This window comes from Pseudomonas cerasi, from assembly GCF_900074915.1.
GTDB classification, from domain to species: domain Bacteria; phylum Pseudomonadota; class Gammaproteobacteria; order Pseudomonadales; family Pseudomonadaceae; genus Aquipseudomonas; species Aquipseudomonas cerasi.
This window is the reverse complement of the sequence record NZ_LT222319.1, coordinates 5503223-5524237: the sequence shown is the minus strand read 5'-3', so window position 1 is coordinate 5524237 and position 21015 is coordinate 5503223. Positions and strand designations below refer to the sequence as shown.

16 protein-coding genes and 2 pseudogenes are annotated in these 21015 nt (G+C 58.4%); 9 read left to right on the top strand and 9 right to left on the bottom strand.

Annotated features, from left to right (window positions below; all coding sequences use genetic code 11):
• The first annotated feature begins 16 nt into the window (after positions 1 to 16).
• Positions 17 to 2227, top strand: coding sequence for a polyphosphate kinase 1 (ppk1, locus tag PCPL58_RS26945; protein WP_065350862.1), 2211 nt, complete (start codon positions 17 to 19; stop codon positions 2225 to 2227).
• Here ppk1 and ppx read toward each other — a convergent pair.
• From ppx to PCPL58_RS26920, 5 genes are all read right to left on the bottom strand, one after another.
• Positions 2214 to 3716 carry an exopolyphosphatase gene (gene ppx, locus PCPL58_RS26940; protein ID WP_003367359.1) on the bottom strand — a complete coding sequence of 501 codons (1503 nt, stop codon included), beginning with the start codon at positions 3714 to 3716 and terminating at the stop codon, positions 2214 to 2216. The two genes, ppk1 and ppx, sit on opposite strands and share 14 nt — an antisense overlap.
• A 2038-nt stretch (positions 3717 to 5754) precedes the next feature.
• Entirely contained in the window at positions 5755 to 6489 is a 735-nt protein-coding gene (locus tag PCPL58_RS26935; protein WP_003432251.1) for an amino acid ABC transporter ATP-binding protein, read from the bottom strand.
• Positions 6476 to 7126: an amino acid ABC transporter permease gene (locus PCPL58_RS26930; protein WP_032609283.1), complete on the bottom strand. Its 651-nt coding sequence runs from the start codon at positions 7124 to 7126 to the stop codon at positions 6476 to 6478. Before PCPL58_RS26930 ends, PCPL58_RS26935 begins: the two co-directional genes overlap by 14 nt.
• Positions 7123 to 7788, bottom strand: a complete 666-nt coding sequence (locus PCPL58_RS26925; protein WP_003365831.1) for an amino acid ABC transporter permease — start codon at positions 7786 to 7788, stop codon at positions 7123 to 7125. The genes PCPL58_RS26930 and PCPL58_RS26925 overlap by 4 nt, the downstream gene beginning before the upstream one ends.
• A gap of 29 nt (positions 7789 to 7817) precedes the next feature.
• Positions 7818 to 8603 (bottom strand): transporter substrate-binding domain-containing protein, encoded by a 786-nt coding sequence (locus PCPL58_RS26920; RefSeq protein WP_003432256.1) that lies wholly within the window; start codon positions 8601 to 8603, stop codon positions 7818 to 7820.
• Positions 8604 to 8853: 250 nt separating this feature from the next.
• Between PCPL58_RS26920 and PCPL58_RS26915 the strand changes: the two genes are divergently transcribed.
• The 6 genes from PCPL58_RS26915 (at position 8854) to PCPL58_RS26890 (ending at position 14938) form a co-directional block, all read left to right on the top strand.
• Positions 8854 to 9558: a FadR/GntR family transcriptional regulator gene (locus PCPL58_RS26915; protein ID WP_003365835.1), complete on the top strand. Its 705-nt coding sequence runs from the start codon at positions 8854 to 8856 to the stop codon at positions 9556 to 9558.
• Between the two features lie 121 nt (positions 9559 to 9679).
• Positions 9680 to 10009: a thioredoxin TrxA gene (gene trxA, locus PCPL58_RS26910; RefSeq protein ID WP_003365837.1), complete on the top strand. Its 330-nt coding sequence runs from the start codon at positions 9680 to 9682 to the stop codon at positions 10007 to 10009.
• Positions 10010 to 10239: 230 nt separating this feature from the next.
• Positions 10240 to 11499: a transcription termination factor Rho gene (rho, locus tag PCPL58_RS26905; protein WP_002551560.1), complete on the top strand. Its 1260-nt coding sequence runs from the start codon at positions 10240 to 10242 to the stop codon at positions 11497 to 11499.
• Between the two features lie 127 nt (positions 11500 to 11626).
• Positions 11627 to 13093, top strand: a complete 1467-nt coding sequence (gene ubiD, locus PCPL58_RS26900; protein WP_065350861.1) for a 4-hydroxy-3-polyprenylbenzoate decarboxylase — start codon at positions 11627 to 11629, stop codon at positions 13091 to 13093.
• Positions 13093 to 14061, top strand: coding sequence for a CDP-6-deoxy-delta-3,4-glucoseen reductase (locus tag PCPL58_RS26895; protein ID WP_065350860.1), 969 nt, complete (start codon positions 13093 to 13095; stop codon positions 14059 to 14061). The genes ubiD and PCPL58_RS26895 overlap by 1 nt, the downstream gene beginning before the upstream one ends.
• Before the next feature lie 208 nt (positions 14062 to 14269).
• The gene (locus tag PCPL58_RS26890) at positions 14270 to 14938 is read left to right on the top strand and encodes a gamma-glutamylcyclotransferase (protein ID WP_003365840.1); all 669 of its coding nucleotides are present in this window, start codon (positions 14270 to 14272) and stop codon (positions 14936 to 14938) included.
• On the opposite strand, the gene glpT is transcribed toward PCPL58_RS26890, so the two are convergent.
• Positions 14939 to 16288, bottom strand: coding sequence for a glycerol-3-phosphate transporter (gene glpT, locus PCPL58_RS26885; RefSeq protein ID WP_054081231.1), 1350 nt, complete (start codon positions 16286 to 16288; stop codon positions 14939 to 14941). It lies immediately after the preceding gene.
• 274 nt (positions 16289 to 16562) lie between these two features.
• On the opposite strand from glpT, the gene PCPL58_RS26880 reads away from it, so the two are divergent.
• Both PCPL58_RS26880 and PCPL58_RS26875 read left to right on the top strand, forming a co-directional pair.
• Complete coding sequence (locus PCPL58_RS26880; protein ID WP_414860605.1) at positions 16563 to 17228, top strand: energy transducer TonB; 666 nt, start codon at positions 16563 to 16565, stop codon at positions 17226 to 17228.
• Positions 17225 to 17859, top strand: a pseudogene (locus tag PCPL58_RS26875) (energy transducer TonB). Before PCPL58_RS26880 ends, PCPL58_RS26875 begins: the two are co-directional and overlap by 4 nt.
• A gap of 70 nt (positions 17860 to 17929) precedes the next feature.
• Here PCPL58_RS26875 and PCPL58_RS26870 read toward each other — a convergent pair.
• The 3 genes and pseudogenes from PCPL58_RS26870 to PCPL58_RS26860 all read right to left on the bottom strand — a co-directional run bounded on the left by PCPL58_RS26870 (position 17930) and on the right by PCPL58_RS26860 (position 20657).
• On the bottom strand, positions 17930 to 18712 hold the full coding sequence (locus PCPL58_RS26870; RefSeq protein ID WP_065350858.1) for a hypothetical protein: 783 nt from the start codon (positions 18710 to 18712) through the stop codon (positions 17930 to 17932).
• A 47-nt stretch (positions 18713 to 18759) separates the two neighbouring features.
• Positions 18760 to 19029: a bacteriocin immunity protein gene (locus PCPL58_RS26865; RefSeq protein ID WP_003350197.1), complete on the bottom strand. Its 270-nt coding sequence runs from the start codon at positions 19027 to 19029 to the stop codon at positions 18760 to 18762.
• Positions 19026 to 20657, bottom strand: a pseudogene (locus tag PCPL58_RS26860) (S-type pyocin domain-containing protein). Before PCPL58_RS26860 ends, PCPL58_RS26865 begins: the two are co-directional and overlap by 4 nt.
• Between the last annotated feature and the right edge of the window lie 358 nt (positions 20658 to 21015).

Genomic DNA, 21015 nt, shown 5'->3' with positions numbered 1-21015 from the left:
CCTCACAGGAACATTCATGAATACCGAAGTACTCATCGAAGCCGCTGTTCAAGTCGATGTCCCGGAGGCAACGCCCGTGGTCGAACCTGACATCGAAGTAATCCCGGCCATCGAGGCACCCGCCGCTGCGGTGCCCGCTATCGTCGCCCCGAACCTGGACGACAGCAGCCTGTATATCCACCGTGAACTGTCGCAACTGCAGTTCAATATCCGGGTTCTGGAACAGGCGCTCGATGAGTCCTACCCATTGCTGGAGCGGCTGAAGTTTCTGCTGATCTTCTCCAGCAACCTCGATGAGTTCTTCGAGATTCGTGTTGCGGGCCTGAAGAAACAGATCACCTTTGCCCGCGAACAGGCGGGCGCCGATGGTCTGCAGCCGCATCAGGCGCTGGCCAGGATCAGCGAACTGGTACACGGTCACGTGGATCGTCAGTACGCGATTCTCAACGACATTCTGCTGCCGGAGCTGGAGAAACATCAGGTCCGCTTCATTCGCCGCCGTCACTGGACGGCCAAGCTCAAGGCCTGGGTACGACGCTATTTCCGCGACGAGATCGCGCCGATCATCACCCCGATCGGTCTCGATCCGACGCACCCGTTCCCGTTGCTGGTCAACAAGAGCCTGAACTTCATCGTCGAGCTTGAAGGTATCGATGCCTTCGGGCGCGACTCCGGTCTTGCGATCATTCCCGCGCCGCGTCTGCTGCCGCGTGTGATCAAAGTGCCGGAAGATGTCTGCGGGCCTGGCGACAACTTCGTGTTCCTGTCGTCGATGATCCACGCCCACGCTGACGATCTGTTTCAGGGCATGAAGGTCAAGGGCTGCTACCAGTTCCGCCTGACCCGAAACGCCGACCTGGCGCTGGACTCCGAAGATGTGGAAGACCTGGCGCGCGCACTGCGTGGCGAGTTGTTCTCGCGTCGCTATGGTGATGCGGTACGTCTGGAAGTGGCGGATACCTGCCCGAAACACCTGTCGGACTACCTGCTCAAGCAGTTCAACCTGAACGAGTCCGAGCTGTATCAGGTGAATGGTCCGGTCAACCTGACACGTCTGTTCAGCATCACCGGCCTGGACAGCCACCCCGAATTGCAATACCCGCCGTTCACGCCAGCCATTCCCAAGCTGCTGCAGAACAGCGAAAACGTTTTCAGCGTGGTCAGCAAACAGGACATCCTGTTGCTGCACCCTTTCGAGTCCTTCACGCCAGTGGTCGACCTGCTGCGCCAGGCGGCAAAAGACCCGCACGTGCTTGCGGTACGCCAGACGCTGTATCGCAGCGGCGCGAACTCGGAAATCGTCGATGCGCTGGTCGATGCCGCGCGTAACGGTAAGGAAGTCACTGCGGTGATCGAGCTGCGTGCGCGTTTCGACGAAGAGTCCAACCTGCAACTGGCCAGCCGTCTGCAGGCCGCCGGTGCAGTGGTGATCTACGGCGTGGTCGGCTTCAAGACCCACGCCAAGATGATGTTGATTCTGCGTCGCGAAGCGGGCGAGATCGTGCGTTATGCGCATCTCGGGACCGGTAACTACCACGCCGGTAACGCGCGTCTGTATACCGACTACAGCTTGCTGACCTCCGATGACGCGTTGTGCGAAGACGTCGGCAAACTGTTCAGTCAGTTGATCGGCATGGGCAAGACGCTGCGCATGAAGAAGCTGCTGCACGCGCCGTTCACGCTCAAGAAAGGCATGCTCGACATGATCGCCCGCGAGACGCAATTTGCGCTCGACGGCAAGCCTGCGCACATCATCGCCAAGTTCAACTCGCTGACCGATCCGAAGATCATCCGGGCGTTGTACAAGGCCAGCCAGTCCGGTGTGCGCATCGATCTGGTGGTGCGCGGCATGTGCTGTCTGCGTCCGGGCATCGCCGGGGTTTCGCACAATATCCATGTGCGCTCGATCATCGGCCGCTTCCTGGAACACACGCGAGTGTTCTACTTCCTTAACGGCGGCGACGAGCAGATGTTCCTGTCGAGTGCCGACTGGATGGAGCGCAACCTCGACAAGCGTGTCGAGACCTGCTTCCCGGTGGAAGGCAAGAAGTTGATTCTGCGTGTGAAAAAGGAACTGGAAAGCTATCTGACCGACAACACCCACAGTTGGCTGTTGCAGCCGGACGGGCGTTACGTGCGCAGCACGCCGACCGGTAATCAGAACCCGCGAAGCGCCCAGGCGACCCTTTTGGAGCGCCTGAGCAACCCGGTCCTCAGCGTACGCTGAAGACGATGCCGACTCGGGTCAGCCACTCCGCTTCCAGGGCGAAGTCGGCCTGAGTCAGCTGGTTGTTGTCCAGCCAGCCTTTCGGGAATTCGGCGTCCAGATTCGGGCCGTCGGCACGCAACACCACACGTGGCATCTCTTGGGTGCCGCGAATGTGGTGAAACAGAATCGCAAAGCGCAACAGCACGCACAAGCGAATCAGCTTGATGCCTTCGTCGCCGAAATCGGCGAACTTGTCCTTGGGAATATTACGGCGATGACCGCGCACCAGCAGTGCGAGCATTTGCTGGTCTTCGCGTGAGAAACCGGCCAGGTCGGAGTGCTCGATCAGGTACGCGCCGTGCTTGTGGTAGTGATAGTGGGCGATGTCCAGGCCGATTTCGTGCACCTTGGCCGCCCAGCTCAGCAGTTCGGCGTAGCTCTCGTGCTGTAATTCCCAGCTCTCGGCGACTTGCTCCAGTGCGTGCAGCGCCTTGGCTTCGACGCGTGCCGCCTGTTCCAGATCGACGTGATAACGCTCCATCAGCGAGCTGAGCGTACGCTCACGGACGTCTTCATGATGATGGCGGCCCATCAGGTCATACAGCACGCCTTCACGCAGGGCACCTTCGCAGTGATCCATGCGCTTGAGTTCGAGGGCGTCGAAGATGGCTTCGAGAATCGCCAGGCCTGCGGGGAAAATGGCGCGACGGTCGGGCTTGATGCCGTCGAAGTCGATCTTTTCCACATCACCCAGCTTGAACAGCTTGCGCTTGAGCCAGGCCAGCCCTTCGGCGTTGACCTCGCCAGCGCCGTAACCATTGGCCTTGAGCGCCAGGCCGATAGCACGAATGGTGCCTGACGAACCAATCGCTTCATCCCACTTGAGGCGATGCAGTGCGTGTTCGATGCTCATGATTTCCAGACGGGCAGCGGTGTAGGCCTGAGCATAACGGGCCGGTGTCACCTTGCCGTCGCGGAAGTAGCGCTGGGTAAAACTCACGCAGCCCATCTGCAGGCTTTCACGCAGCAGCGGCTCGAAGCGCTGACCGATGATGAATTCGGTACTGCCGCCGCCGATGTCGGCGACCAGACGTTTGCCCGGGGTATCGGCCAGCGTGTGGGAGACGCCCAGATAAATGAGGCGCGCTTCCTCGCGGCCGGAAATCACTTCCACCGGGTGGCCGAGGATTTCTTCGGCGCGGTGAATGAAGTCGTTGCGGTTACGCGCCTCGCGCAGGGCATTGGTGCCCACGATGCGCACCGCACCGAGCGGCAGCCCGTTGATCAACTGGGCGAAACGTTTCAGGCAGTCGAGACCGCGTTGCATGGATTCTTCGGTCAGCTGGCGCTCTTCGTCGATGCCAGCGGCCAACTGCACCTTCTCGCCCAGGCGCTCAAGAATGCGAATCTCGCCCTGATTGGCTTTTGCCACAACCATATGAAAGCTGTTGGAGCCCAGGTCGATAGCGGCGATCAGTGAAAAATTCTTGGGTGTTGAGTGCGGCATGGTCAGGAAATCCGGTTCGATAACCGGACCATCGTGCCACGATCCATGCTTGCCGCCAACGCGAAGCTGTTCAGGCACCGGAAATACCCGTTATTACTCGCGCGCGTGGCGTATGGCTATCAATGCCATGTGACGCAGGGCTTCACCAAAATGCATTGCCACGCTAAAGCGTGCGGAACGAGAGGTATCCCTAAGACGCCATCGTGTCTATGCGCCGGGCTCAGCGTAATACACAGTCTTCGTGGGAGCGAGCTTGCTCGCGAAGAGGCCGGTGCAGCCCCTGAAAATATGGCGTTTGGACCAAAGTCTTCGTGAGCAAGCTCACTCCCACCAAGATTTCTGTCCAGCCCGATACAGCATGTAGCTGTGACGCAGAGCGTCACGAACTGCATTCCCACGCGGAGCGTGAGGAACGATAAGTGCCCGCAACATGCTCCGCGCTCAGCGTTACACACAAGTTTTCGTGGGAGCGAGCTTGCTCGCGAAGAGGCCGGTGCAGCCCCCGGAGATATGGTGTTTGGACCAACGCCTTCGTGAGCAAGCTCACTCCCACCAAGATTTCTGTCCAGCCCGATACAGCATGTAGCTGTGACGCGGAGCGTCACGAAATGCATTCCCACGCGGAGCGTGAGGAACGATAAGTGCCCGCAACATGCTCCGCGCTCAGCGTTACACACAAGTTCTCGTGGGAGCGAGCTTGCTCGCGAAGAGGCCGGTGCAGCCCCCGGAGATATGGTGTTTGGACCAACGCCTTCGTGAGCAAGCTCACTCCCACCAAGATTTCTGTCCAGCCCGATACAGCATGTAGCTGTGACGCGGAGCGTCACGAACTGCATTCCCACGCGGAGCGTGAGGAACGATAAGTGCCCGCAACATGCTCCGCGCTCAGCGTTACACACAAGTTTTCGTGGGAGCGAGCTTGCTCGCGAAGAGGCCGGTGCAGCCCCTGAAAATATGGCGTTTGGACCAAAGTCTTCGTGAGCAAGCTCACTCCCACCAAGATTTCTGTCCAGCCCGCTACAGCATGTAGCTGTGACGCGGAGCGTCACGAAATGCATTCCCACGCGGAGCGTGAGGAACGATGAGTGCCCGCAACATGCTCCGCGCTCATCGTTACACACAAGTCTTCGTGGGAGCGAGCTTGCTCGCGAAGAGGCCGGTGCAGCCCCCGGAGATATGGTGTTTGGACCAACGCCTTCGTGAGCAAGCTCACTCCCACGAAGATTTCTGTCCAGCCCGATACAGCATGTAGCTGTGACGCGGAGCGTCACGAAATGCATTCCCACGCGGAGCGTGAGGAGCGATGAGTGCCCGCAACATGCTCCGCGCTCAGCGTTACACACAAGTCTTCGTGGGAGCGAGCTTGCTCGCGAAGAGGCCGGTGCAGCCCCTGAAAATATGGCGTTTGGACCAAAGTCTTCGTGAGCAAGCTCACTCCCACCAAGATTTCTGTCCAGCCCGATACAGCATGTAGCTGTGACGCAGAGCGTCACGAACTGCATTCCCACGCGGAGCGTGAGGAACGATGAGTGCCCGCAACATGCTCCGCGCTCAGCGTTACACACAAGTTTTCGTGGGAGCGAGCTTGCTCGCGAAGAGGCCGGTACAGCCCCTGAAAATATGGCGTTTGGACCAAAGTCTTCGTGAGCAAGCTCACTCCCACCAAGATTTCTGTCCAGCCCGATACAGCATGTAGCTGTGACGCGGAGCGTCACGAAATGCATTCCCACGCGGAGCGTGAGGAACGATGAGTGCCCGCAACATGCTCCGCGCTCATCGTTACACACAAGTCTTCGTGGGAGCGAGCTTGCTCGCGAAGAGGCCGGTGCAGCCCCTGAAAATATGGCGTTTGGACCAAAGTCTTCGTGAGCAAGCTCACTCCCACCAAGATTTCTGTCCAGCCCGATACAGCATGTAGCTGTGACGCGGAGCGTCACGAAATGCATTCCCACGCGGAGCGTGAGGAACGATAGGTGCGCGCAAGACCACTATCGATGCTCCGTGTGCGCATGCTGTTCCGGACGCTCTGCGTTCAGCCTCAGGCGTGCTCCACTGTGCCGATGAAGTTCGCCAGTTCCGGGGTTTTCGGGTTGGCGAAGAGTTCTTTCGGATCGCCCACTTCGTGCACCTTGCCCTGGTGCATGAACACCAGCTTGTCACCCACTTCACGCGCGAAGCGCATTTCGTGGGTGACCATGATCAGGGTCATGCCATCGGCTGCCAACTGGCGCACCACGCTGAGCACTTCGTTGACCAGCTCCGGGTCCAGTGCCGAGGTGATTTCGTCGCACAGCAATACCTTGGGCGACATCGCCAGCGCGCGGGCAATCGCTACGCGTTGCTGTTGACCACCGGACAGGCGATCCGGGAAGGCGTCGAACTTCTCGCCCAGCCCGACGCGTTCGAGCATCTTCCTCGCCAGTTTGGCGGCCTCGGCCTTCGGTACTTTCTGCACGACCTGCGGCGCAAGCATGACGTTCTCACCCACGCTCAGGTGCGGGAACAGGTTGAACTGCTGGAACACCATGCCGACCTTCTGGCGCAGCGTGCGCAGGTCGGCGCGCGCGGCGTCCAGGTATTCGCCATCGACCTCGATCACACCATCGTTGATCGACTCCAGACCGTTGAGCGTGCGCAACAGGGTGCTTTTGCCCGAGCCGCTGCGACCGATGATCGCCACGACCTGGCCTTCTTCGACCGACAGATCGATGCCTTTGAGTACGTGATGATCGCCATAGTATTTATGCAGGGCGGAAATTCTAAGCAGAGGCATGCAGTCTCCTTTCCAGATGGCGCGCGCACAGCGACAAGGGGTAGCACAGGATGAAGTAGCCCAGAGCAACGAAGCCATAGACCATGAAAGGTTCGAACGTAGCGTTGGCCAGCATGCTGCCGGTCTTGGTCAGTTCGGTGAAACCGATGATCGACGTCACTGCAGTGCCTTTGACCACCTGCACGGAAAAGCCGACCGTCGGCGCGACCGCGATGCGCAACGCCTGCGGCAGAATCACGTAACGCATCTGCTCGAATGGAGTCAGCGCCAGGCTCGCGGATGCTTCCCACTGGCCCTTGGAAATCGATTCGACGCAGCCACGCCAGATTTCCGCAAGGTAGGCGCTGGTAAACAGCGTCAAGGCCAGTGCCGCCGCAGCCCAGGGCGAAATGTTCATGCCCATCAGGGCGACACCGAAGAACACCAGAAACAACTGCATCAACAGCGGCGTGCCCTGAAACAGTTCTATATAGAGTTTCGCAGTCACGCGCGGGCCGGATTTCTCCGAGGTGCGCATGCCCATGATCAGCAAGCCGATCAGCCCGCCGCCGATGAAGGCCACCAGCGACAAGGCCACGGTCCATTGCAGGCCGATCAGCAGATTGCGCACGATGTCCCAGAGGGTGAAATCCATCAGCTGTTCCTCGAGATGTAGCGACGCCCGATCCAGGCCAGCAGTTGCCGGATCAGCAGCGCCATGGCCAGGTAGATCAGCGTGGTCACAATGTAGGTTTCGAACGAGCGGAAGTTGCGTGACTGAATGAAGTTGGCAAAGAAGCTCAGTTCTTCAGTGGCAATCTGCGAGCAGACCGACGAGCCCAGCATGACGATGATGATCTGGCTGCTCAGTGCCGGCCAGACCTTGCCCAGCGCCGGAACCAGCACCACGTGGCGAAAGGCTTCGTAACGGTTCATTGCCAGCGCAGCCGACGCTTCAAGCTGACCCTTGGGAATCGCCTGGATACCCGCCCGCACGATTTCGGTCGAGTAGGCACCCAGGTTGATGACCATCGCCAGCACCGCTGCCTGCCATTCCGTGATCTGCACGCCCAGCGACGGCAGACCGAAGAAAATGAAGAACAGCTGGACCAGAAACGGTGTGTTGCGGATCAGCTCGACATAGATGGCAAAGATCGTCGCAAAAGGCTGAATCTTCCAGGCCCTCACGACGGCACCGACAATACCGAGACTGACGCCCAGCAGGGTGCCAATGGCCGTCAGTTCCAGCGTGAACAAAGCCCCGCGCAACAGCAGATCGATGCTCTGCAGGACCGGTGTAAAGTCGAAGTGATAAGCCATTGGTGAATCCTGTTACCGGAAAGCAGTGATCAGAGATCGGCAGGCAGCGGTTGCTTCAGCCATTTCTGGGAAGCATTTTCCAGCGAGCCGTCAGCCTTGGCGGCATTCAGAATCTCATCGACCTTGCCCAACAGTTCCGGCTGACCCTTGTTCACGCCGACATACACGGGCGAGTCCTTGAGTTTCACTTTCAGTGCCGGGATGCGCTTGGGATTGCGCTCGCTGATCGCGACCATCACCACGTTGCCGCTGGCAATCAGGTCGGTCTGACCGGCCAGATAGGCTGCGATGGTGGAGTTGTTGTCTTCGAAGCGCTTGATGACCGCGCCTTCCGGAGCCACTTTCGACAGCTCGATGTCTTCGATAGCACCACGGGTGACGCTGATGGTCTTGCCTTTCAGGTCAGCGATGTCCTTGACCGGCGAATCAGGTGGACCGAATACCGCCAGGTAGAACGGTGCGTAGGCGCGTGAGAAGTCGATGACTTTTTCGCGGTCCGGGTTCTTGCCCAGGCTGGAGATCACCAGGTCGACCTTGCCGGTGGTCAGGAACGGAATGCGGTTGGTGCTGTTGACCGGGGTCAGTTCCAGCTTGACCTTCAGCTTGTCGGCCAGCAGTTGTGCGGTGTCGATGTCCAGGCCGCGCGGTTTCATGTCGGGGCCGACCGAGCCGAATGGCGGGAAGTCCTGCGGAACGGCCACCTTGAGGGTGCCGCGCGCTACAACGTCGTCCAGGCCGTTGGCGTGGGCGGGTGTCTGGCTCAGCATCAGACTGGCAAACAGTGCAGTAAGCAGGGCGCTGTAACGCTTGGTCATATGAAGTCTCCGGGCGAAACGAAAGGTGTTGGCCTGTCTCCAGTGCACAGCGCATGCCATTCGGTCATTACCTGCCATGAATCAAGGTTTGCAGCGCATTTATGGTCTTACTGGTCTGACCAGCTGGAGGAGGCCTCGCCCTGCTTTGGCGCGCTTTAAAGCCTTGCTGCCCCAGTGCTGGGCGTCGCTTGCCGAATGTTCGAGATGGAGATAAAAGGGATTTTTACTGGACTGACTGGCCTGAACAGTGATGCCGCACACTTCACTCGCAGTACCCGAATCAGCCCTCCGGGCCATTCGCAAATTGATCGCCGAGCAAGGGTACAAGCCCGGCGAGAGCCTGCCGTCGCAACGCGATCTGGCGGTTTTGCTGGGGGTCAGTCGGGCATCCTTGCGTGAAGCCTTGTCATCGCTCAGCGCACTCGGAGTGGTCAGTGTCCAGCCCGGCAAAGGCGTCTTCGTGCAGTCGATTTCTGAACCAGAACAGCGCACAGGTGGTTTTTCCTGGCCTTATGAAGCTCAAGTTTCCCCGGCCGACACCTTTCAGTTGCGCTATGCACTGGAAGGTTTTGCTGCGGGAATGGCAGCGGTGACCCTGACCGCCGACGAGCGGGATGTGTTGGAGGACAACGTCGAAGCCATGCGCCTGGAGCTGCGTGCCGGTGACTTCGAGGCTGCGGCGCGGCTCGACTTCGAGTTTCATCGGCACATTCTGGTCGCCAGCGGCAATCAGGCGATGCTCGGGATCGTGACTGCCGGGGCCGACATCTTTCTGGAAAGCCAAAAGATGCCGTTCATCCGGGCGGCCAGGGTCATGGAAACCTGGCAGGAGCACCGCAAGATCCTTCGCGCGCTGGCCCGACATGCGTCAGGGCCTGCGCAAAAGGCCATGCAGGACCATATTCGTGGCGCGGCACTGCGCACCGGTATCGTGTTCGTTTCGCCCGCCAACTGAACGCCGGCCATAACTGCAGTCATGGCTCATCATAGTCAGACTCAATGAACCTTCGCTTCCTGAATCACCTGAGGCCCGCTATGATGAGCGTCGTTTTTAGCCTATGACCTCGGAGACTTCCATGAGTAGCGACCTTATCAAACACGTCACCGACGCCACCTTTGAAGCCGAAGTACTCAAGGCTCAGGGTCCTGTGCTTGTTGACTATTGGGCTGAATGGTGTGGCCCTTGCAAAATGATTGCCCCGGTTCTGGACGAAATCGCCAGCACCTACGAAGGCAAGCTGACTGTTGCCAAGTTGAACATCGATGAAAACCAGGACACTCCTGCCAAGCATGGTGTTCGCGGTATCCCTACGCTGATGCTGTTCAAGAACGGCAATGTTGAAGCGACCAAAGTCGGCGCCCTGTCGAAGTCGCAGCTGGCTGCGTTCCTCGACGCCAACATCTGAGGCGTTTCAAAGCCCCGCAAATCGCGGGGTTTTTTCGGGTGTCGTACTAGACGCCTGGAAAATCAGGTGGTACATTCGGCCCCGCAACGGCTTCTCCGTTGCCCCCTGCTAGCCGTCGCCGACGCTCTCCTTTCGATTTAGTACGCGATCCTGTCGCCTTCTCTGCGGCGCGGCCTCATTAAGCCAAAAGCTTAATTTCCCCCTCCATACATGATTACGTCATTCCCCATATGAACCTGACTGAACTCAAGCAAAAGCCGATTACCGAATTGCTCGAAATGGCCGAACAGGCTGGCATTGAGAATATGGCCCGTTCGCGCAAGCAGGACGTCATTTTCTCCCTGCTCAAACGGCACGCCAAAAGTGGCGAGGAAATATCCGGTGATGGCGTGCTGGAGATTCTCCAGGACGGCTTCGGTTTCCTGCGCTCTGCAGACGCTTCCTACCTGGCCGGCCCGGATGACATCTATGTCTCCCCCAGCCAGATCCGCCGCTTCAACCTGCGTACCGGCGACACCATCGTTGGCAAGATCCGTCCACCCAAGGAAGGCGAGCGTTATTTCGCTCTGCTCAAGGTCGACACGATCAACTACGACCGTCCGGAAAACGCCAAGAACAAGATTCTGTTCGAAAACCTGACGCCGTTGTTCCCGACGATCCGCATGAAGATGGAAGCCGGTAACGGCTCCACCGAAGACCTGACCGGTCGTGTGATCGATCTGTGCGCACCGATCGGTAAAGGCCAGCGTGGTCTGATCGTTGCTCCGCCGAAGGCGGGCAAGACCATCATGCTGCAGAACATCGCGTCGAACATCACGCGTAACAACCCGGAAGTGCATCTGATCGTTCTGCTGATCGACGAGCGCCCGGAAGAAGTGACCGAGATGCAGCGCACCGTGCGCGGCGAAGTGGTTGCCTCGACATTCGACGAACCGCCAACCCGTCACGTACAGGTTGCCGAAATGGTGATCGAGAAGGCCAAGCGCCTGGTCGAGCACAAGAAAGACGTCGTTATCCTGCTCGACTCCATCACCCGTCTGGCTCGTGCCTACAACACCGTCATCCCGAGCTCCGGCAAGGTATTGACCGGTGGTGTCGACGCTCATGCACTCGAGAAGCCAAAGCGTTTCTTCGGTGCTGCGCGTAACATCGAAGAAGGCGGCTCGTTGACCATCATCGCCACCGCACTGGTTGAAACCGGTTCGAAGATGGATGAAGTAATCTACGAAGAGTTCAAGGGTACTGGCAACATGGAGCTGCCTCTGGATCGCAAGATCGCAGAGAAGCGCGTGTTCCCGGCCATCAACATCAACCGCTCCGGCACACGCCGTGAAGAGCTGTTGACCGCTGATGACGAGCTGCAGCGCATGTGGATTCTGCGCAAGCTGCTGCACCCGATGGACGAAGTCGCGGCTATCGAGTTCCTGATCGACAAGCTCAAGCAGACCAAGACCAACGACGAGTTCTTCCTGTCCATGAAACGCAAGTAACGGGCAGGCTGAAACAAAAAATGGTGCCCTTCGGGGCACCATTTTTTTTGCCTGCATGCCGCCGATTAGCTGCCTTGAAGGGCTGGAGCAGGTACGATGTGCGTCTATTGGATAAATGGCCGGGTTAATGAAATTCAAAGATCTTAGGGATTTCGTGCAGCAGCTTGAGCAGCGCGGAGAGTTGAAACGCATCCAGATGCCGATCTCGCCTGTGCTGGAAATGACTGAAATCTGTGACCGTACCTTGCGTGCCAAGGGCCCGGCCCTGCTGTTCGAAAAACCGGTTGGTTTTGATATCCCGGTGCTGGGCAACCTGTTCGGCACGCCAGAGCGCGTAGCCATGGGCATGGGCGCCGAAGCGGTCAGTGAGCTGCGTGAAATCGGCAAGCTGCTGGCGTTTCTCAAAGAGCCTGAGCCACCCAAGGGTTTGAAGGACGCCTGGTCCAAGCTGCCGATCTTCCGCAAGGTCATCGCCATGGCACCAAAGGTCGTCAAGGATGCACCGTGCCAGGAGGTCGTCATCGAAGGCGATGACGTCGACCTCGGCATGCTGCCCGTGCAGACCTGCTGGCCGGGCGATGTCGCGCCGCTGATCACCTGGGGCCTGACGGTCACCAAAGGCCCGAACAAGGAGCGCCAGAACCTCGGCATCTATCGCCAGCAGGTCATCGGTCGCAACAAGATCATCATGCGCTGGCTCAGCCATCGCGGTGGTGCGCTGGACTTCCGCGACTGGTGCGTCAAGCATCCTGGCGAGCCTTATCCGGTCGCCGTCGCACTGGGCGCGGACCCGGCGACCATTCTTGGTGCGGTGACGCCGGTACCGGACAGCCTGTCCGAATATGCCTTTGCCGGGCTACTGCGTGGCTCGCGTACCGAGCTGATCAAGTGCCGTGGCAGCAATCTGCAAGTCCCGGCCAGCGCCGAGATCGTTCTCGAAGGGGTGATTCATCCGGGCGAGATGGCCGACGAGGGGCCTTACGGCGATCACACCGGCTATTACAATGAAGTCGACAGCTTTCCGGTGCTGACCGTCGAGCGCATCACGCACCGCATCAAGCCGATTTACCACAGCACCTACACCGGTCGTCCGCCTGATGAGCCGGCGATTCTGGGTGTCGCGCTGAACGAAGTGTTCGTGCCGATTCTGCAAAAGCAGTTCCCGGAAATCGTCGATTTCTACCTGCCGCCCGAGGGTTGCTCGTACCGCATGGCGGTGGTGACCATCAAGAAGCAGTATCCCGGCCATGCCAAGCGCGTGATGCTGGGCGTCTGGTCGTTCTTGCGCCAGTTCATGTACACCAAGTTCGTGATCGTCACCGACGACGATATCAATGCACGGGACTGGAATGACGTGATCTGGGCCATCACCACGCGCATGGACCCCAAGCGCGACACGGTCATGATCGACAACACGCCCATCGATTACCTCGATTTCGCCTCGCCGGTGTCCGGCCTGGGATCGAAAACGGGGTTGGATGCCACGAACAAATGGCCAGGTGAGACCAGTCGCGAGTGGGGCAGGGCGATCGTCAAGGACGAAGCCACCACACGCCGGGTGGATGAAATCTGGACTCAGTTGGGAATAGATTGATGCGCGTAACCTTGCAGCCATCAGGTGCGGTGCTGGAAACCCTGCCGGGCGAGCGGATACTCGATGCTGCACAGCGTCTGGGTTACGAGTGCCCGCAGAGTTGTCGCAATGGCAACTGCCATGTCTGCTCGGCTCTGCTGGTCGAGGGCCGTGTGATGCAGTCGGGGCAGACGCTCGATCACGGCGAAATTCACACCTGTGTGGCCGAGCCGCTGACTGAGTGTGTGGTGCTGTGGGATGGCGTGCTGGCCAAGGGTGAACTGCCGGTGCGCAGCTTTGCCTGCCAGTTGAGCGAATGTGTCGAGGTGTGTGGTGATGTCTGGCGGGTCGGCCTGCGCGCGCCGGCCGGCAAGCCACCGCGTTATCACGCCGGGCAGTACCTGATGATCGAGCGCGAGAACGGCGAGAAGTCGGCGTTTTCCATCGCATCGGCGCCGCACAGCGGTCGCGACCTGGAGCTGCACGTGCTGGCTCGTGAAGACAGTGCGCGCAGTCTGATCGAGCAGCTGCAACGCAACCGCATGGCACGGGTCAAGCTGCCCTTTGGCGACACCCACCTTGCAGAGCTGCCGGACGGGCCGCTGGTGCTGATCGCGGCCGGTACGGGCATGGCGCAAATGAACAGTTTGTTGGAACACTGTCGCTCCACAGGCTTCAGTCATCCCGTGCACCTGTACTGGGGCGTGCGTCGTCCCGAAGATTTCTACCAGGTCAGCCATTGGGATGAGTGGGCGAAACTGCCGAACCTGTTCCTGCACAAGGTTGTCAGCGACCTGTGCGGCTGGGAGGGGCGTTGCGGTCTGCTGCACGAGGCGGTTTGCGAGGACATCAAGGACCTGTCGGCCGTCCACGTCTACGCCAGCGGCTCTCCAGCGATGATCTACGGAACGCTGGACGCTCTGGTCGACGCCGGAATGGATGCCCATCAGATGCGCGCAGACGTATTCGCCTACGCACCGCGTCCGTAATGCCGGACTGACGGCTGCATGAGTGGAGTGTAAATTGCTTTAACTGATTACAACCGATGGCGACGCCTGTTCGTCGCCAGGCAAACTTTAGTAACGGCAGGCCCTTGGCCTGTGGCAACAACCGAACCACGACACCCTGATGCCGCTCAACCACGAGCGAGTCGGCGGGGCTCGGTAAAAACTGACAGTCAGACTGTCAGGGAGGCAAATGGAGAACCCAATCAACGAGTTGGCCGTTGCAGTGCATGACGGCCTTGGCCTGACGTACCCGCCCGTTATCGATATGGGCCCACAGCTTACCCGCGAGCAGTTGCTCGCATCCATGAACGCCACCATGCGTCGTCACAAGGGCGGCCCGGTCTGGCTGTTCGCTTACGGCTCACTGATCTGGCGTCCCGAGTGCACCGCCGTGGAGAGCCAGCGCGCCCGAGTGCACGGTTACCACCGCGGGCTTTACCTCTGGTCGCACGAACACCGTGGCACGCCGGAAGTCCCGGGGCTGGTATTTGGTCTGGATCGTGGCGGTTCATGCACCGGCTTTGCCTATCGTCTGCCGGATGAGTGCCTGGAAAAGTCGCTGCTGGCCTTGTGGGAGCGCGAGATGCCGTACCCCTCGTATCGCCCGCACTGGCTCAATTGCCGCCTTGAAGATGGCCGGAAGGTGCAAGCGCTGGGCTTCGTGCTCGAGCGGCATCTGCCCAGCTACGCAGGCAACCTGCCGGACAGCGTGCTGAGCCAGGTGCTCGCCAGCGCCAGAGGACGCTATGGAACCACCCGCGAGTACGTGGAGCAGACCGCCAAGGCCCTGCGTAGCCACGCCATGCCAGACCTGAATCTGGAGGCGCGGCTCAAGCGCTGCAAGTCAGAGACTGCCTGATCAGCCTTTGATGTCGCGGGACGTGCTGGCGACCTGCTTGTGCCGCAGCGTCGGCGCAAGGAACACCATCGCCAGAATGCACGCGCCGATCAACAGCACGAAGCCGCCATCCCAGCCGAAGTGGTCAACCGTGTAGCCCATTGCCGCGCTGGCCGCGACCGACCCGCCCAGATAGCCGAACAGCCCGGTAAAACCTGCCGCCGTGCCTGCTGCCTTCTTCGGCGCCAGTTCCAGCGCCTGCAGGCCGATCAGCATCACCGGGCCGTAGATCAGGAAGCCGATGGACACCAGGGCGATCATGTCGACGGTCGGATTGCCTTCAGGGTTCAGCCAGTACACCAGCGTGGCGATGGTCACCAGAAGCATGAACACCATGCCGGTCAGGCCGCGATTGCCCTTGAAGATCTTGTCCGACATCCAGCCGCACAGCAGCGTGCCCGGAATGCCCGCCCACTCGTAGAGGAAATAGGCCCATGAGGTCTTGTCGACCGTGAAGTGCTTGGCTTCTTTCAGATAGGTCGGTGCCCAGTCCAGCACGCCGTAGCGCAGCAGGTAAACGAACACGTTGGCCATGGCGATGTACCACAGGAATTTGTTGCGCAGCACGTACTTGATGAAGATTTCCCTGGCGCTGAATTCTTCTTCGTGGCTGGCATCGTAGCCTTCCGGATAATCGTTCTTGTAGTGCTCGATAGGCGGCAGGCCGACCGATTGCGGTGTGTCACGCATGGTCGCGAAGGCGAACACCGCGACCAGCAATGCAACCGCCGCCGGCACGTAAAACGCCGCATGCCAGTCGTTGGTCCAGCCCATGCCGAGCAGGAACAGTGGGCCGATCAAACCGCCGCCGACGTTGTGCGCCACGTTCCACACCGACACCACACCGCCGCGCTCTTTCTGCGACCACCAGTGGACCATCGTCCGCCCGCTCGGCGGCCAGCCCATGCCCTGTGCCCAGCCATTGATGAACAGCAGCACGAACATGATCGTGACACTGGACGTCGCCCACGGCGCGAAGCCGAAGATGAACATGATCCCCGCAGAGACCAGCAGGCCGAACGGCAGGAAGTAACGCGGGTTGGAGCGATCCGAAACGATGCCCATGAGGAATTTCGACAAGCCGTAGGCAATCGCAATGGCAGACATCGCCACGCCCAGCTGGCCACGCGTATAGCCTTCGTCGATCAGATACGGCATCGCCAGCGAGAAATTCTTGCGCAGCAGGTAGTAACCCGCGTAACCGATAAAGATGCCTGCGAAGATCTGCCAGCGCAGACGGCGATAGGTACTGTCGACCTTTTCTTCGGGAAGGGGTGCCTGATGCCTGGCAGGGCGGAAAAACCCAAACATGGAGAAGCTCCTGATTGTTGTTGTTTTTGCGAATGCGAATATTACATTTTCATTACAGAAAAAAGCAGTGCCTTCGGGCTGATTCCTTGTAGGAAATGCAGGCGATCGGCTGTTCTTTTACGAACATTGCGCAAATGTTTAAAGGTGTTTCAAGTATTTGGGATGGGTCCTACAGGCGTATCGGAAGTCGTGTGCTGACTGATATGTCGGCAGGTTCTTACCATCGTCATCACTGCGCCCTGGAGGTGCACCACGACGATGAGCCCCTACAACAATGAGAATGACCGCGTTCATGATTGCCGCATCACTGGCCCCTCACGCAGGCGCTGCAGAGCCATTTCTGGTGCCGATATACACGCCGACACCGGTTTTTCCGCCTGAGCTGGTCAAGACCCGCTACGCAGGCAAGGTCCGCGCCCAGCTGTGGATCAAATCCGACGGGCAGGTTCGTGAAGCTAGGGCGATCGAGAGCGGGCATCCGCAGCTCGCCGCAGCAGTGGAGCAGGCACTCCGCCAATGGCGCTATAAACCCTGGGTCGGAACAGTCGGCGCACCGCCCATGACCACGATCACCGTGCCCGTCATTTTTGGTTCCCACGGCTATCGGCGCTTCAATACCGAAGTGACCGTGGGCCTGGGCAACATCCGCTGCGGCTACCTGAACGACGAAGTGAAATCCGCCCGCCAGGACTATCCCAAGGAACCGCTGAGCAAGGTCGACGTGTTCTGGCACACCGGGCAGGCACTGTTCGGCAGCCATGTTGCCCACCTGCGTAGCGAGCCGCAACGCCAGGTCTTGCTTGAGCAACTGGGCGCCGCGATACCGATGATGGTCAGCAATTGCCGAAGCAATCCCGATCGTCTGTATGGCGACTATCTGCCAGCGCCGATCAAGGCGTTGATGGTCGGGTTGGCCGAGCAAGCGGAGGGCGGCGAATGAGCCGCGTGCTGGGTTGCATGATGATTACAGGGTTGCTTTGGGCGGGGGGAGCACAGGCGTTGCCGTCGTATCCGGTGCCGTTGCATATGCCTGAGCCGGGCTATCCGACATCAATGCTTCGTTCCTCCGTAAAACGCAGTGTCAGCATCAGGGTTTTCATTCAGGCCGATGGAGGCGTGCGCTTCCTGGAAGTGCTGGGGGCGCCCGATCCGAGGCTCATCAGCCTGACCCGAAGTGCTGTCGAACAGTGGGTCTTCGAACCTTGGCAGCCGCCGGCCTCTCACCCCGAGGGCGAAGCAGTTACGGTCACGTTCAATTTCACAGGGCGGCCACATGTCAACCCGCCGCTGACAGCCAATGTCGAGCTGAAGCAGGTGTTGTGCTGGCAGCTGAATACGGAAATGTTCGAGGGACGCAAATGGCGCAAGGACGTCAAGCCGGATGCGCTGATGCGCACAGAACTGTACCTGTCGAGCAGTCCGGTCGTAGAGCAGTTTCTCACTCTGGACGAGCGTCAGGCCCTGGTTCTTGAGCTGCTGGAAGCGACGCCGGGTATTGTCCTCAATGCCAAAAAAATCCGATGCGCAGGTATGTTGATTATTTGCCGGAGAATGTGAGGAAGGCGTTGTAAGGGAGGGCGCGTTAGCGAAATGCGGGGACCAAAGCATTATTGCCTTGGTCCCCGCACTGTTGGTGAGCGGTTAGTGAGTCGCGCTCATATTTTGAATCGCTTCAAGCTGACTCATATCGAACGCCCCGTGAGCGCTGATCGTATTCGAGAAGTCGGTGATCGCGATTTCGATAGTGCCCCTCAGCACCTTGATCGCATTATCGATTTCTCGCGACGCCTCAGGCCCGAACGTCATCTCTATCGCTCGGTTGGATTCGGCCTCTTTAGCGCGAGCTTCCTCGGCGTTGCGTAGGGCCAATGCGTGCTCGGCTTCTTCGACCTGACGCTGTGCAAGCTGGAACGCTGACTCTATGGCCCGCTGCTGCGCAGCCTGCTCTTCCGCGAGTCGGCGAGCCGCCTCTTCCGCCTCGGCTCGCGCGCGCGCTTCTTCTTCGGCTTGGCGTTGTGCGGCTTCTTGGGCCATGCGCTCTGCGTGTTGGCGACCAAGTTCCAATAGCCGAGTAAGTAAGTCTTCGATGCTGCGTTTGAAATTCTCTAGGAACAGGATACTTTCCATGAAGAATCTGGCTTCGGCAATTAAATCCATACGACCGTCACTAGGAAGAGTTCGTAGGTGTGCGCTCATTTCCATATCTTCTTTGGTTGAGCGTTGGTCACCCCAAAGTGTATGGGCATACTCGATATTGATCGGCTGCAGGGGCGCTCGTTTACTATTTATCAGATGGTTGACGGCATGTATGTGTTTGTCGGTTATTTCGATATAATTCATCCCGCTCCAGTCGCCGACGTAAGCCGCAATCTCGGCTTGCAGAAAACCAGGTAAATGCCGTAGGTGATGATGTAGTTCTTCCATGGATGATTTCCTTTTTATAGTGTTTGAACTGTTAGTTTGTGAAGTACTTAACTTTTGAATCCAGGCTTACTATTTTTAGCTCGCCATTCTTTGATTTCTTTCATAACCCCCGCGGCGCTATCCTCCCGGCCTTCGGGTGGATAACACAATAAATCTGATTTTTCTGGATGTTCAGTCACTTCTGCAACGTGATCGATAAGGCTAATGACGTATTCTTCAGCATTTTCTTTGGTTGCGCTTACGCCGTTAAAAAGTTCGTTCAGGATTTCCATGAACTCAGCTTCGGTATAGTCGCTCAATTGAGATTTGAGTTTCATTGGTTTTTCCTGTGAGCTTGAATATGGTCTTTCGGCGTCATGATTACCAAATTGTCCAAGTCGTAAACTGCTCCGCCTTCGCTAATCCAGTGTTTGTGATGGATTTCATATTTCACACGTTTACCTACCCTATCTGCTGCCCTGACAAGAGGTGCACGTTTATCTGATACCTCAATACGGCTTAATTCCCCAAGATGTCGGCTCAACTCCGGGTCTTTGGATACTTCTAGCCAGATCGCTTCCCTCAGCTTGTCAAAACTTGCGAATGGTCGTCCTCTCAGCTTTTCCGCGATGCTCGAAGGAATGGGTGTCGGCTGACTTGCCGTCGGTCCCCTCAGCCAGCTAGCCGTCACCGGCTCACCATACCCACTCGCAACCCCCGGAATCGACCTCGGGTCCTTGAACAGCAGGTAGCTATTCGGCAGCCCTGAATCAATCGGCGATATGAGAATGTAATCATCAGGATCATCTCGATCAATCGCCGGGTAAGCTTCAAGCTCGGGTACAAAAGGTGTTACCACGTTGCCTGGATTTACCGGCAAAGCGGGTGGTCCTGCGGGTGAGCTTGTCGAGCTGTCCGCCGGTCGTGCTATTGGCGTCCATATCAGTGCCGGTGTCGATTCCCCGTCACGGATAAACTCGTAGGAATTGTTCTGTGCGTTATAGGTGAAAGTTCTTACGCGAACCTTGGTACCAACTTTCACACCGTCCGTAGCTACTCAGCGTGCAGCGCCGCTTGTGCCAGCTTCATCGGATGTCAGTCGATGAGGGACATCCAGCGTGCCCTTGACGCTGGCAAGGTAGTGCAGATCGATATGCGGCGGCAGGTTGAGCTGCGACAGAGGTGTGGCGATAACGGCGGGCGGCAGTTCTGCGTCGCCCAACGGTTGTGGATACATCGCCAGCAACGTAACCAGATTGCTGCCCAATGTTCTGGTCGCAATCCTGATGAGTTGATCCTTCGCGATGTTGGTCGCAACGGTTCTGATGCCTGGTGCTGCGGTGGTGGTTGACGCGGGGGCAATAACTGACCACAACTTGTCGATGCCAGCGGCCTGTCGTGCTTCCTGACTCGCCGGTTTATTGGCCAGCGACAGTTCAGCATGGCGCATGGAAAGCGCTGCTGATTGTTCATTGAGCAGCGTGACCGACTCGGCAAGAAGCTTTGCTTCGTAGGTTTGAGATAAAGCGTTTACCCACGCTTCATGGGCCTGCTGCACACGTGGCGGATCACCCTGGCTGTAGTACACCAGGTAGTTCAGGTGGTCTTTTTGTGTAGCATGGTCAAGCTCTTGACCGGTGAGACTCAGAGCCTGAGTGCGACGCTCGTCCAGTAACGGTTGTTTGATTGCAAGTAAATAGTTAACCCTGGTTTTTTTCTGAAGTATAAGCTCAAGAGCCTGCTCGTCGCGTGGGGGATCAGCATTTAGATCATGACCTGACGCTAGTTCTTTTTGAAGATCATTCGGCAGCGATGCAGAAGCCAGTAAGTAGTTTTGTGCCAATCCAGATTGTAACGAGGGATAGGACGCTGTCAGCGTTTCAAGAGCCTGTCGATGTGCCTGATCTTTTTCGGCCTGTGCGCGCACCTGCGCTTCAACGCGCTCTCGCTCGGCGGCTTCCGCCATTGCCCGAGCATGCGCCTCAGCTTCTAGTCTTGCGAGATGAGCCGCGTGTTCTGCTGCTTGCCGCTGTGCCAACGCATGCGCCTCTGCCTCTTGTTGCCTTAATAGACGTCTCAGCTGTTTATTAGTGATACCTCTTCGGCGACCGCGGCCTGGGCCTAGGCCGGTAGTGCTGGGTCCATTGCCGCTACCAACGACTCCAATGTTCCAACCGGAATTGCTGCCGTTGCTTTCCGCACCGATATGAAAGTTTTTTGATAAATCCGAATCCGGGCGCATCGGAATACCACGGTCTACCAGGATGTTTTTTTCCGGAGGGTCATCGTTACTGTTATTTTCGCTCATACAATTTCCTTTTTTT